The following is a 13,628-nucleotide window of genomic DNA, read 5'->3' on the forward strand; positions in this document are numbered from 1 at the left end:
ATCGATTGGATAAAAAAGAAAAAGCGGTAGAAAAATAAAAAAGCCGAGCTTGTTGCTCGGCTAGCTTATAATTAATTCAAAATAAGGGAGGTAGCGGTTGCTAGGATTCCAGGGTATTGATCTTCGGGTAGGTATTCTGCAAGTTCAGCTAAACGCTCTCCAAGTTCATGTAAACTTGAAGCTGATACATTTATATGGCCCATTTTTCGCCCTGGTTTTGGTGTTTTTCCATACCAATGACTTGTCACATCGCTAACTTTCAAAACATCACGTGGGATCGCTGACTGACCAAGAACATTGATCATCGCGCTAACTTGTTTAAGCTGTGTGCTACCAAGCGGTAAACCCGCAACAGCTCGCATATGGTTTTCAAACTGCGAACACTGAACGCCCTGCTGAGTCCAATGGCCAGAATTATGCACTCGCGGAGCTAATTCGTTCACTAATAGTTGACCATCAACATCAAAAAATTCTATAGCTAATACGCCCACATAATCAAGTTCATTGGCTATTTTGTTAAAGGCATCTTCTGCTTGTTGCTGTATTGCTGATTTTTCTTTCCCGGCTACAGATAAGGTAAGTACACCATTGGTGTGCTGATTTTCTGTTAATGGATAAATAGCTGTGTTGCCAGATTTATCGCGTGCGCCAATAATTGACACTTCACGATCAAATGGGATCATTTTTTCAGCAATAATCGTATGCGGCATTTGTTCAGTACCCGATGCAATAAAGTCAGCCATTTGAGACCAAATTTGATCGATTTGATCATCTGACTTTAAACGCCACTGCCCTTTACCATCGTAACCTGCTTGGCAAGTTTTAATAACAAGCGGTTTACCAAGCGTTGATACTGCTTCGATAAGGTGCGCTTTCTCAGTAATAAGTTTATAAGGTGCACAAGCGACTTCAGTTTTACTTAACAGTGCTTTTTCAATAGCACGATCACCACCGGTTTTAATAGCCACTTTACCTGGATAAAATTTATTACTGGCACAACAAAGTGTAAGCACATCATTTGGTATGTGTTCAAACTCAGCAGTAATTGCATCAACCTCAGCAATGCTTTGCTCTAAGGTTGTGCTGTAAACTTCATTAGTTAAAGGGTGAACAATGTTTTTGCTGCCAACATCATAAGCAACAACATTTAAATTCAATGGCGCGCCCGCTAAACTCATCATTCGAGCAAGCTGACCCGCACCTAAAATTAAAATTTTCATATTACTCTGCAGGATTAGGGTTGGCTAAAATAGTCTCTGTTTGTTCTTTACGGAATGCTTCAACTTTTGCGAAGATCTCAGGCTGTTGACAGCCTAAAATTTGCGCCGCTAATAAGCCTGCATTTGCAGCACCAGCATCACCTATTGCAAGTGTGCCAACAGCAACACCTTTGGGCATTTGGCAAATAGACAATAGTGAATCAACACCATTTAGGGTTTTAGACTTAACTGGCACACCTAATACAGGTAGAGATGTAAACGCAGCGGCCATACCTGGTAAATGTGCTGCACCACCGGCACCGGCTATAATAACTTTAATACCACGTTCCGCGGCTGAACTTGCATAATCAGCAAGTAATTGAGGAGTTCTATGTGCAGAAACAACTTTTGTTTCATAAGCGATGCCAAATTTATCAAGCATAATCGCTGCGTGTTCCATAGTTGGCCAATCTGATTTGGAACCCATAATAATGCCAACAGTCATAAATACTCCTCAGTAAACTAATTTTCGAACTAATAGCGGACTTATGTCCTCATTTTAAGGCGGTCATTATACACGTATTAAATATAAAATCGCGATAAACAGCCAATAAAAAAAGCCATGACATGCATGGCTTTTAACTATTAAATACAGAGTTATGCTTCTTTACTGGCTAAATACTCAGAGTATGTGCCTCTAAAGTCAATAATCTGAGAATCTTTCACTTCCCAAATGCGGGTAGCAAGTGACGATACAAACTGACGATCGTGTGATACAAATAGCAATGTACCTTCGTAGGCTTCAAGTGCTAAGTTTAATGCTTCAATAGACTCCATATCCATATGGTTAGTTGGTTCATCCATTAACAATATATTTGGCTTATGCATCATAATTTTACCAAATAACATGCGACCTTGCTCACCACCTGAGATAACTTTAACTGACTTTTTAATATCGTTTTGTGAGAACAACATACGACCTAAAAAGCTACGAACCACCTGCTCGTCATCGCCCTCTTGTTGCCATTGCTCCATCCATTGGAATAAGTTCATATCTTGCTCGAACTCATCGGCATGATCCTGTGCATAATAGCCAATATTTGCATTTTCAGACCACTTAAATTCACCTTGTTTTGGTGCAAGGCGACCTGCTAATGTGTTTAATAGTGTTGTTTTACCAACCCCATTTTCACCGATGATGGCTATTCTCTCACCCACTTCAACTAAGCCTTCAAGTCCGGTGAAAAGCATTTCTTCAAAACCTTGACCAAGATTATTAAGTTCTAGTGCATTACGGAACAATTGTTTTTCTTGTTCAAAACGAATAAATGGCGTTTGACGAGATGACGCTTTAACTTCATCAAGTTGGATTTTGTCAATTTGTTTAGCGCGAGATGTTGCCTGTTTTGCTTTTGATGCGTTCGCCGAGAAGCGAGATACAAATTGCTGTAATTCAGCTATTTGGCTTTTCTTCTTCGCATTTTCACTTAACAAACGTTCACGGGCTTGCTCAGCCGCAAACATATATTCATCATAATTACCCGGGTACAGGCGTAACTCACCGTAGTCTATATCAGCCATGTGTGTGCACACAGAGTTTAAGAAATGGCGGTCATGGGAAATGATGATCATAGTGCAATCACGTTGATTCAATACATCTTCAAGCCATTTAATCGTGTAAATATCCAAGTTATTAGTAGGCTCATCCAGCAGCATAATATCTGGGTCTGAAAATAGAACCTGAGCTAATAAAACACGTAGTTTAAAACCCGGTGCAATTTCTGACATAGGACCATAATGCTGCGCAGTATCAATACCCACGCCCATTAATAATTCACCTGCTTTTGACTCAGCTGAATACCCATCCATTTCTGCAAATTCAGTCTCAAGATCGGCAACACGCATCCCGTCTTCTTCGCTCATTTCAGGCAAGCTATAAATGCGGTCACGTTCTTGTTTGATTTCCCATAATTCTTTATGGCCCATGATCACAGTATCAACAACTGAATATTCTTCGTATGCAAACTGGTCTTGGTTTAGCTTAGCTACACGCTCATTTGGATCAGTACTAACGTTACCTGATGAAGGCTCTAATTCACCGCTTAAAATCTTCATAAAAGTCGATTTACCGCAGCCATTTGCACCAATTAAACCGTAACGGTTTCCTTCGCCAAATTTTGCAGAAATGTTTTCAAATAATGGTTTAGCACCAAATTGCATGGTGATGTTAGCTGTACTAATAATAGCGCTACCCTCCAAGGGGAAATCATAGAAATTTAATTGGCTGGAGTTTAAACCAAAACAGGTGTTTTTTCTATGGAATATTACTGAACTAAATAGCGAGTTTTACGCTTTTACAGTACTAATGACCTAGCTGAGACCTTAACAAAGCAAGGATAAATTTAGTCTTAACATTTTAAATTTCCTCTATACTAATTTAATGATATTTTTTCACTTTACCCATAGCGTCCCTTTGTTAGGATTGCGCGTTTATGGCAACACACAATATATATAAAGGCCCAGTTAATGAACAAAGGACTATCTACTCTTTTAACCGCTACGATTTTCAGCTCTTGTAGTGTGCAAGCACTTGAGATCTATAATGACTCGACTAATTCACTAACAATTGGTGGGTTTATTGATGCAAGGGTCATCCACACTCAAGGACAAACTGAAATAGTAAATGGTGCCTCGCGTATAAATTTTGATTTTAAAAGACAATTAAAAGAACATTGGTCTGCAATCGCCCTGCTTGAATGGGGAGTTAATCCTGTTGGTAGTAGCGATATCATTTATAACAACCGATTTGAATCAATCCAAGATGAATTTTTATATAATCGTTTAGGTTATGTAGGCATTGCCCACGATCAATATGGTCAACTGACGATAGGTAAACAATGGGGTGCATGGTACGACGTTGTATACAGTACTAACTACAGCCTAGTATGGGACGGTAATGCTGCAGGTGTCTATACCTATAACAAAGATGACGGTGCAATAAATGGTACAGGCCGTGGCGATAAATTACTCCAATACCGAAATAATTACGGCGATTTGAGTATTGCAGCTCAAGTACAGTTTAAAAATAATGACTTTTATACATGTGATGTAGAAGCAATCTCAGAATCTGATTGCGAAACACTATTTAATAACCAAAGTAACTTAGCGCAAAAAGTTGAGTTTAATTCTACATACGGTGCAGCACTTACCTATACGTTGAGTGATAAATTGACCCTTACAGCAGGTTTTAACCGCGGTGAATTTAATATCGTTTATGGCACTGATGCCACAATGCAAACAGCGGTCGACTTAATTTATGGTGCAGGTATTACTTATGGTAATTTTGATGCAAAAGGATTTTATGCTGCTGCAAATTTAAATAAAAACAAAAACCATGATACAGATAACTTAGGCAGGTTAATTAAGGAAGCCGTTGGACTAGAATCTCTTGTCTCGTATAGATTCGACAACAACATTCGCACATTTTTAGCATACAACGTCTTTGATGCAGGTGACGACTATGTTATCCAACCCAACTTTAATGCTGATCCAAATGACACCTTTAAACGACAATTTAGCGTGTTAGGCGTTCATTACTTGTTTGATGACAATACCCTTGTTTATCTCGAAGCAAGAAAAGATTTTAGTGACTTTGCAAGTGCAGACAAACAGCAAGAAGAACAAATGAGCTTATCAGAAGATGATGGTATTGCAATCGGCTTCCACTACGTATTATAAAATGAAATGTTGCTCGTTACTTTGGTTCAACGAGCAACACTCTCTTTATCTCTCCTCAATAAACGCTTTTTTTATTGCTTTATAACCCTCCCTCGGACCTAAAATAAGCCATAATAATATTATGCCCCCAGGAACTAATATCGCTTTTAGTATAGGGCCAAGCATGTAAGAATAAAAAAAGATAAAAGGTATAAATAAAACGAAGCCTATAACGCGTTTTATGATATTCATTGTGTATTTCCCCTTTAGAAATGAGCACGCTCATAAATTTAATTGAGCACGCTCAATAAAGCAAGGCAATTCAAACTTTTTAAGTAATATAAAAATTAAAGCATTGAAATATGAGTAAAAAAGAAATAACACGAAATAAAATTTTAGCCGCAGCTTGGGAGCTATTTATAGAGCTGGGCTATGAATCAACCTCAACCAGAGCAATTGCAAATAATGCAGGTGTTGCAGCCGGAACGGTTTTTAGCCATTTTGAAAACAAAATTGATTTACTTAAAGCTGGTATGTTATTGCAAATAGATAACATCATAACTACAGCAGCTTTAACTGATGAACAACACTCTCCTCGTTTGAAGTTACGCCATTATGCACTGCCCTTATTTACATTTTATTGTGAAAATAAAGAATTTAGTAAAGTGTTAATCAGCGATATAATTTGGCAAGCAGATTTTTTTAATTTTCAGCTCAACGAATTTAAAAAAATGCTCTTTAGTGAACAACCTCAATATGATGAAGTAAAAGCTACCGTAATGATGGATTGTTATTTTATGACTCTGCTTAGCGGTTTAAATGAAACACACCCTAAACCCGAAACGATGTTAAGAATGTTGACCAACAAACTAGCACTATTGTGAGAAAATCCCCCACTTTGTTTAAAACTTTTAATTTATCCACCGAAGCAATTTATTATTTAACTAAAGAAATAATGTATGATGTGTTCTTGCTTGTGTTTTTAACGCTTAAAACAACAATAAGTAACTATTAAGTTAACTAGTTACTTAATAAAACTGACTCTATGCGTTTTTACCACAGCATTTTTTATACTTGCGTCCATTACCGCAAACACATGGATCGTTGCGGCCAACTTTTGGGGCAGTTCGTACTTGTGGACTCTGTGGAGGAGGACAACAGCTTGTATTTGTACAGGTTGATTCTTCAGGCCTCAAGCCTGTGTTTGATATACTTTCATTTGTTTGATTCATAATCGTGATACTTTTAGTGTTTTTTAGTTATGCTATATTATAACCATAACCTATGGTGTATCGCGAGAGCTGTTTATTAATAAATAAAACGCTTTAATAATACTAGCCTAAAAACTAATAACCTCGCTTTTGCCAAAACTCAATTTCAGACATCGCCTCTTGTTCACATACTGAAAAAGTTTTATCTGCAATAATTTTTGAGTTCAATTCAATGGTCATCCGCCAATCACCTATTTTATTATTTATAGGCTGCCATAGAGTGTCGCCTAGGTAAAAGTGCCAGTCATTATTTTTTATATATTCAGTACCTTCAAATGGAGCCATGGCGATACCATCATCATCGGGGATATCTGGGTGGTAAATACAAAAATGAATTTTTTCCCCCTTCGCTTTTTTGATATTAATGATGAAACCAAATTCAATATCAAGCTTTGCGGGTACTTTGGTCGTGAACGATTGTATCTGTGGCAATTCTTTTGACGATGAGTCCCATTGAGTATAAATACCATAGCTTTGCATTGATACTAATGGTTTAATTTTTGCCATTATTGATATTCCTATTACGCATTATTTAATTAACTCGCTTTAACCTCATACTGTTTACCAAAGCTTTAAGCCTCAAAGCGCTTTGGATCTTTAGGGTAGAAAAAATCGGCTTGTTTTTCACAGAGTGAGAATTTTCGGGTATTTTTATAAGGCAGTTTCATAAACCCAGCTACACCGACATCAGTTATACTCACAGCGTATTGCATTAGCTTATTAAGCAATCGTTTAAATTCGTCCTCTTTATTTGCATCAAGCAAACGATAGTAGTGGTGAATTTTCATTCTATCGGGAAGTGCTTCAAAAATAATACACCCTGTGTGATGAATTTGATTTAGCTCAAATACACATTTTATCACTTTTTAGGAAGTTGTAGTTGTTCATCCGGGTCTTTACCATCTTCAAAGTATGAATGGGGTCGGGTTACATCACTGCTTTTTAAATTCATAACTTCGTATTCGAGTTCGGGTAACTGCTCAAATTTAAATGCCCCTGTACCATCTCGCTCTAACTGAATTGTTTTACGAGCATCAAATAAGCAACATTTGAACAGCCCTTTTTGATTAATTCCTTGTGCCAACATCACAGTATTATTTACCGCTTGAGTAAATGCATCAGCCAAACTTTCATCATGCATAATCAAAGACGACTCTACGTACAGTGACTCTTCTTTCCAATGAAAGCTTAACCCGCCAACAACGGGGTATTTAGCTAAGCGGCTTATTGAAGCTAAGAACGCTTTTTCAGTATCGCCAGTATCAAATAAAAATTCTTTGTAGTAACGATCTAGTTGGGCATCGTTCACATCAAGCAGCTGCTGTTTATGATCAGCTTGGCGTAAAAACTGTTTGCGGGAACTGTATACTACGGTATCTGGTAATTCAGCGTCTGTACCAAACCAAAAGGGAATATGCGCTTTTATATTTTTATGGATATTAAGCTGAGGCAAGTAAGCTTTTGCCATGGTAGGCATATTACGCATAAAATAGTCCCCGGCACCATCTCTTATGTGTTTTTCCTTAGATAACATGCCATCAATTACTTTTGCTAATTCCATAGGTAGCCCAAGCGAACTAGCCGGAATAACTTGTGCGCCAAATCGACAAGACTGTGCTGAGGCAAGTGCATAAAGTGTAGAGGCTACACCTTGCTCATCAAAACGCGGGGATGATTTTGCCCCAGACATTTGCTCATCACCAATAAAATAAACATCTCCCATTCGGGCATTAGTGCTGCTCAAATCACCTGACATTAAATCCATAAAATTGCTGGTAACAGGATCACCATCACTGTCTATTTGAGCATATACAGAGCTGCCCCAATCAACTAAAGATAGCCCTTGTGTAGCTTCATCCCACACCAAATTTGATGGTTTAATATCACCATGTACTATTGGCTGTGGGCTGATCCCGTTTTTATGATTACGTAAGTCAATTAATACGTTACGTAATTTAAGCGCTAGGTTCATGATTGCAGCTGCACTAAAACGCCCTCTTTTGAGTGACACTTTCTCTAGGTCTTCACCTAGAGCACGGGCCATCATCAAAATACCCTGCTTTTTTATTCGCTCAAAGCCATAAAACTTCGGCACTAAAGGGTTATTAACTTGAGACAGCATATAGGCTTCATCTTCTAACCTGTCCCGTACGCTTTGTGCTAAAGTGATCCGTGAAAACTTAAACACCCAAGGTTGGTTATGTTCATCAAGCCCTGCAAATACAAAACCAAATGCACCAGAGCCTATCATTTCAACGTCGGAGTAACCCAAATTCGTTAGTTTTTTTATACAGATATTAAGCCATTGGCGGTGTTTTTTAGCATCGTGATGCGAAAGCAAATACACGGATTGCTCTTCATTGATGTAAAAATTGCGGATCTCTTTGGCTTTCACTACAGGTCTCTAAACTTAAATTAGCGTGGTTTATTCAGTTAGCAGATTATTCTTTTTATCACCGTTAAATACAAGAAAAGGATTTACTTAGTATTCATTATGTAAAAAATTAAAGTCGCCTATAAGACCTTTTTATAATTGATTTAGTTTGTTTTATATTCAAGACTAAAAATTATAATAAAAAAAGGTTAGCCGCATGAATTTAAACTCACTCTTTTATACAGCATTCTATTGCACTATTGCTGCACTGTACTTTTTTGCACAGCTGACACTAACTAGCGCACTATTGCTAACAACATTAAGCGCACTGATATTTTTAAACAGATAATTTCTACTAAAAACCCCCAAGCTGAACCAGAACCAAACCCGCATGCAGTTATTATTAAGGTTGCTGATAATATAACAAAGGCAACGTCTAAAAATGCCATTGGTGCAGCAGAAGTTGCATTCTATGTTGATAGTTTAGCTAAAGAAATTGATGGCTGTCATAGCGAAAGTGAAGCGGTTAGCCAAGCAACCCAAGCGTTATCCCATAATAGCAGTGAGCTGACTAATAACATAACTACCGTTAGCCAAGCAATGATGCAAACATCACAAGCATCGACCTCTGCTGATCAACGCCTGCAATTGGCTACAGAGCAAATAGACTCTTTGTCTGGCTCGATTGATAAAGTCTCTGGGCAATTAGACCTACTATTAAAAAGCGCCACAGATATTCAAAGCATCACCCAAGTAATTCAAACCATTGCAGAGCAAACTAACTTACTCGCATTAAACGCGGCAATTGAAGCGGCACGCGCTGGTGAACAAGGCCGAGGTTTTGCTGTTGTTGCTGATGAAGTACGTAATCTTGCTAATAAAACCAATCAAGCAACTAAACAAATTGCACAAATGCTCAGCGAAATTAATGACAATAGTGTGCAAACAAATGACGATATGAAACAAGTATCAACGCGCAGTGAGTCAGTAAAGCAAGAACTAGAAAACGTTACCCTCTCATTTTTAGCAATCCACCAAGATATTACCGAATCATCGTCAACACTTGAGAAACCATGCAGCAATCAGTCAGTGCGTTTCAACACGCAACCACACAAATTAATACCTCGGTGGGTAGTATTAGCCACCTACTAGCTGAAGTTGCCACAAAAAGTACTTCAATCTCAGATCAAGCCTCTAAATTATCAATAGGATCAGAAACTATTTTTAGAGAGCTTAATAAAGTAGAACATAACGCATTCTTTAAACCTATTTTAGCAGCGGCACTACAGGCAAGCTCAGCCATATCAACTAAATTTACTGAGCTGCTGGCAACATCACAACTTAGCGAAAAACAGTTGTTTTCTCAAGATTATAGAGAAATACCTAATAGTAACCCAACTAAATACAGCACCGACTACGACAGCTTAACCGATAAAATTTTACCGCCAATTCAAGAGCCTATTCTAGAAAATAAACAAATCCTATTTGCCGGAGCGGTAGACAAAAAAGGTTACTTCCCTACCCACAATAAACGCTACAGCCAGCCATTAACCGGTAACTACCAGCAAGATTTAGTAAACAACCGCACTAAACGTATTTTCAACGATCCTACAGGCAGCCGCTGTGGCAGTCACACTGAAAGCTTTTTATTGCAAACATACAAACGTGATACCGGTGAAATTTTACATGACTTATCAGTACCTATTTATGTAAATGGCAAGCATTGGGGCGGCTTTAGGATTGGGTTTAAAAGCAGTTGAAATTAAGCTGTAAGCCGTAAACTGTAAGCGATAAATTTTTTAGCAACTGCGTTAAATGTATCACCGTAGGTTGTGGTTGAGAGCAACAAAACCCAAGCTTAAAAAATTAAAGCTGAATAATAGCTTGGAGTGATTAGCGGTTATTGAGATTGGCTAATAGTTAATTGAATGGTCAAACTGCTCTTTGCGCATATATTCACGAAAATGAGCGATGAGCGCAGATTACTTTATTAAGTTTAACTTTAAGCTTTAAAAAACTTATTGGTAGTAATGCGTAAAGTTATTTGTTAAAACAGTATAAAGTAGATAAATGAGCGTTCAGTCAGCAGAAAAATGCGCGATGAGCGCACGATTAAATGTTGAACTAAGCCGCTACGCGGAGATCCTATTCTGAACATTTGAGCCACACTTACCTTAATAAAAGGACTACCTTAATAAAAGGACAGGCATATTTTAATTATTGCCTAACATCAAAAATCGTCTTTGGAATTACTAATCCCCCAGCATTTATGCACTATCAAATTCACCATTTGATGATTATTAAAAGTTTTACATTCTTGGATTGGATATTTAGCTGCAGAACAAAGCTTGGCTAAAGACGTATGCTTTTTTGATGAGATTGTTTTTCAATTACTTGACGAACTTAGTGCTAACCTACCCCTTTGTACCATTTGACATCGTTGGTTGCCGCGTGCAGCTTTAACCGCTGTTTACTGCCTGCGAAATTTGAGTACTGCTGCCTAAATCGCATTATTGATTCAAGCCATTGCGCTTCTTCTATATTTAAAGTGAGTAGCACTTTTGGCATAGCTTTCTTTATATACCCTTTTTTCTTTGGATCTATATGACGGCCACTCCAATCAACTAATTCAATGTAATCAATTAAGGCAAAAGGGATCGTGTTTTTGATGTGGTTACCACCAAATGGTTTTAGCTCGGATGGCTGGCTTTCATGCTGAATATTATCTTTTTGTTTGAGGGGCTGATCCACTTTAACTTTGTCCATAGTGAAGGCTTTGAAATGCGCTATTCGCTCTTGGATAGAAGTAAAGTCACTGTCTTCAAGTGTTTCAGCTATGTTTGCTCTGATAGGATTCAAATCAACGTAGGCCATGCAACTAAGTACTGCTGTTTGATCTAATAATGCTTGTGACTTATAGCGACCTTCCCAGTACTTGCCCGTACAATTATCTTCTTTATTGGCTTCACGGGCAATGTACTCATTGAGGTTTTTCATATACCAGCTGATGTCATACAATCTTTCTCGCCATTTTGCGATAATTTCATTAAAAAATAGGTCACTTACCTTATCTAACTTCTCTCCATTTAAGTAGCGATCCACCAAAACATGACCTTTGTAAAGCTGATACCAGCGGTTAATTACTTCATCATCAGACCAACCAAGTGCTTGACGCCTATTGACGTTCACAACAAGATGGTAGTGATTGCACATTATCGCATAGGCGGCAATTTCTATGGCAAATACACTACTTAATAACTTTATCCGATCTACTAGCCACTCTCGACGATGATCAAAGTTTCTACCTGTGTGTTTATCATTACCACACAAGAATGCTTGTCTGACGCAGCGAGCGACTAAGTGGTAGTATGATGTAGATGCTAAATCAATCAGGTTTTTTCTTGCGCGTGTCATAAAGTACCACCTCACAATTACTGGATATAATAACAGTAGTTAATGCTGTGCATTTTGCAAAAAAATTTATGCGTGTCCTTTATTTATTTAAATTCGACAGGATAAGCAAAAAATTTTTAGTCCTAAAAATGTGTAAATTAAATGTGCCTGTCCAATGTTATTCTGAAGTAAAATAAAAAACGGCTGACAACATACGCCAACCGTTTGATCATTCTTTAAAACTAAATTACACATTAGTGTGACAATCATTAACTCTTTAGTAAATCTTCACATGTCCAATTTGGTTTTTCAAATTTAAACATAATCGCTAAACCGAGTATAAAGACTATCGAAAATGCTAACCATTCATCAATTACTTGAGCGGCATAAAACCACCCTATCGTTGCAGCTATTATAAGCATAATAATTCTTGCCATTAATGGTATATTGCCTTTGGTGCCATAGGTAAGTTGGTACGCATTTATCAGCTCACCCGCAACAAAGAACTCACATATTGTTACGTTCTTTGTGAACCCTTTGAGGCTTAAGTTTATTTTTGCTGCTTTGCCATCAAGTACAAACTCATGACTCGATGACATTTTATAGCTTTTTGATTCACTGATAACTTCACCATCAATCATTACAACTTCTTTGCCCGATACAGGTGAGCAATCATAAGTTATTAGCCTGTTATTATAATAAAACTTAAATAACATCCCTTTTTTTATAGAAACTTCTACATTTTCATTCATTGTTATCTTATTTCCTTTAATATCAACAAATAACAGATTTTTATTATTTTTAGCATGTTTATATAAAAAATAAAATAGTTTTGTTATCAGCAAAACACCGTTACTGTATAAGTATACAGTAACGGTGTTTTTTGTTACTTAAATAAACAATACTTATCAATTACAGACGAATACCGCCGTCTATCTCAACTACACGACCGGTGAAGAAGTCGTTTTCGATAATGTATTGCGCTGTATGAGCAATTTCATCTGCTTCACCAAAGCGCCCTACTGGCGTGACTGCAAGCATACGTTGCTTAGCTTCGGGTTTCATAGCGTCGGTCATGTTAGTACGAATAACACCAGGAGCAATAGCGCCTACTCGAATACCAAAACGGCCAAGCTCTTTTGCCCAGCCTGTGGTCATAGCAACCACACCTGCTTTAGAAGCCGCATAGTTAGTTTGGCCAATATTACCTGCACGCGCAACACTCGACATATTAACAATTACGCCGCCTTTGCCTGATTCAATCATATGGGATGCAGCTTCTCGGCCCGCTAAAAACACGCCGGTTAAATTTACATCAATCACTGACTTAAATTGATCAAGCGCCATTTTAGCAACCACTTTGCCTTCTTTGGCTTTGATAAACATACCATCGCGTAAAATACCGGCATTATTGATTAGCACACCAATGTGGCCAAAATCGGCATTAATGGTAGTAAAGGTATCAACCATAGCTTGTTCATCAGTAACATTGGCTACATAGGCTTTAACGGTTGTCCCTTGCTGACTAAGCTCAGCAACGGCTGTATCTAATAAATCTTGTTGCATATCAATTAACGCGAGATTAGCACCAAGGGCTGCAAATTTATGCGCCATTGCAAAACCTAAGCCTTGCGCACCGCCGGTGATCACGACTGTATTATTTTTAATTTCCAC

Annotated in this window: 13 protein-coding genes and 1 pseudogene; 4 read left to right on the forward strand and 10 right to left on the reverse strand. The window is 37.9% G+C overall.

Annotated features, from left to right (window positions below; translation table 11 throughout):
* Positions 1 to 71 precede the first annotated feature (71 nt).
* The 3 genes from ACU8V8_RS08125 to ACU8V8_RS08135 all read right to left on the reverse strand — a co-directional run bounded on the left by ACU8V8_RS08125 (position 72) and on the right by ACU8V8_RS08135 (position 3,443).
* The gene (locus tag ACU8V8_RS08125) at positions 72 to 1,220 is read right to left on the reverse strand and encodes a 5-(carboxyamino)imidazole ribonucleotide synthase (RefSeq protein WP_446889418.1); all 1,149 of its coding nucleotides are present in this window, start codon (positions 1,218 to 1,220) and stop codon (positions 72 to 74) included.
* A 1-nt stretch (position 1,221) separates the two neighbouring features.
* Complete coding sequence (gene purE, locus ACU8V8_RS08130) at positions 1,222 to 1,704, reverse strand: 5-(carboxyamino)imidazole ribonucleotide mutase (protein ID WP_446889419.1); 483 nt, start codon at positions 1,702 to 1,704, stop codon at positions 1,222 to 1,224.
* 152 nt (positions 1,705 to 1,856) lie between these two features.
* Positions 1,857 to 3,443, reverse strand: a complete 1,587-nt coding sequence (locus ACU8V8_RS08135) for an ABC-F family ATPase (RefSeq protein WP_290209076.1) — start codon at positions 3,441 to 3,443, stop codon at positions 1,857 to 1,859.
* Positions 3,444 to 3,725: 282 nt separating this feature from the next.
* On the opposite strand from ACU8V8_RS08135, the gene ACU8V8_RS08140 reads away from it, so the two are divergent.
* Complete coding sequence (locus ACU8V8_RS08140) at positions 3,726 to 4,937, forward strand: porin (protein ID WP_446889420.1); 1,212 nt, start codon at positions 3,726 to 3,728, stop codon at positions 4,935 to 4,937.
* 45 nt (positions 4,938 to 4,982) lie between these two features.
* Here ACU8V8_RS08140 and ACU8V8_RS08145 read toward each other — a convergent pair whose 3' ends face one another.
* Complete coding sequence (locus ACU8V8_RS08145; RefSeq protein ID WP_446889421.1) at positions 4,983 to 5,168, reverse strand: hypothetical protein; 186 nt, start codon at positions 5,166 to 5,168, stop codon at positions 4,983 to 4,985.
* 110 nt (positions 5,169 to 5,278) lie between these two features.
* On the opposite strand from ACU8V8_RS08145, the gene ACU8V8_RS08150 reads away from it, so the two are divergent.
* A complete protein-coding gene (locus tag ACU8V8_RS08150; protein WP_446889422.1) occupies positions 5,279 to 5,800 on the forward strand; it encodes a TetR/AcrR family transcriptional regulator in 522 nt (173 codons plus the stop codon).
* A 159-nt stretch (positions 5,801 to 5,959) separates the two neighbouring features.
* Here ACU8V8_RS08150 and ACU8V8_RS08155 read toward each other — a convergent pair whose 3' ends face one another.
* The 3 genes and pseudogenes from ACU8V8_RS08155 to ACU8V8_RS08165 form a co-directional block, all read right to left on the reverse strand.
* The gene (locus ACU8V8_RS08155) at positions 5,960 to 6,148 is read right to left on the reverse strand and encodes an SEC-C metal-binding domain-containing protein (protein WP_446889423.1); all 189 of its coding nucleotides are present in this window, start codon (positions 6,146 to 6,148) and stop codon (positions 5,960 to 5,962) included.
* A 114-nt stretch (positions 6,149 to 6,262) separates the two neighbouring features.
* A complete protein-coding gene (locus ACU8V8_RS08160; RefSeq protein WP_446889424.1) occupies positions 6,263 to 6,694 on the reverse strand; it encodes a DUF3859 domain-containing protein in 432 nt (143 codons plus the stop codon).
* 65 nt (positions 6,695 to 6,759) lie between these two features.
* A pseudogene (locus tag ACU8V8_RS08165) lies at positions 6,760 to 8,582 on the reverse strand (protein kinase domain-containing protein).
* A 579-nt stretch (positions 8,583 to 9,161) separates the two neighbouring features.
* On the opposite strand from ACU8V8_RS08165, the gene ACU8V8_RS08170 reads away from it, so the two are divergent.
* Together ACU8V8_RS08170 and ACU8V8_RS08175 are read left to right on the forward strand one after the other, a co-directional pair.
* A complete protein-coding gene (locus ACU8V8_RS08170) occupies positions 9,162 to 9,713 on the forward strand; it encodes a methyl-accepting chemotaxis protein (RefSeq protein WP_446889425.1) in 552 nt (183 codons plus the stop codon).
* The gene (locus ACU8V8_RS08175; RefSeq protein WP_446889426.1) at positions 9,635 to 10,321 is read left to right on the forward strand and encodes a hypothetical protein; all 687 of its coding nucleotides are present in this window, start codon (positions 9,635 to 9,637) and stop codon (positions 10,319 to 10,321) included. Before ACU8V8_RS08170 ends, ACU8V8_RS08175 begins: the two co-directional genes overlap by 79 nt.
* Before the next feature lie 649 nt (positions 10,322 to 10,970).
* On the opposite strand, the gene ACU8V8_RS08180 is transcribed toward ACU8V8_RS08175, so the two are convergent.
* The 3 genes from ACU8V8_RS08180 to ACU8V8_RS08190 form a co-directional block, all read right to left on the reverse strand.
* Positions 10,971 to 11,975, reverse strand: a complete 1,005-nt coding sequence (locus ACU8V8_RS08180; protein ID WP_446889427.1) for a transposase — start codon at positions 11,973 to 11,975, stop codon at positions 10,971 to 10,973.
* Positions 11,976 to 12,223: 248 nt separating this feature from the next.
* On the reverse strand, positions 12,224 to 12,706 hold the full coding sequence (locus tag ACU8V8_RS08185) for a hypothetical protein (RefSeq protein ID WP_446889428.1): 483 nt from the start codon (positions 12,704 to 12,706) through the stop codon (positions 12,224 to 12,226).
* Positions 12,707 to 12,866: 160 nt separating this feature from the next.
* A complete protein-coding gene (locus ACU8V8_RS08190; protein ID WP_446889429.1) occupies positions 12,867 to 13,628 on the reverse strand; it encodes an SDR family oxidoreductase in 762 nt (253 codons plus the stop codon).

It is taken from the genome of Pseudoalteromonas sp. SaAl2 (assembly GCF_052947895.1).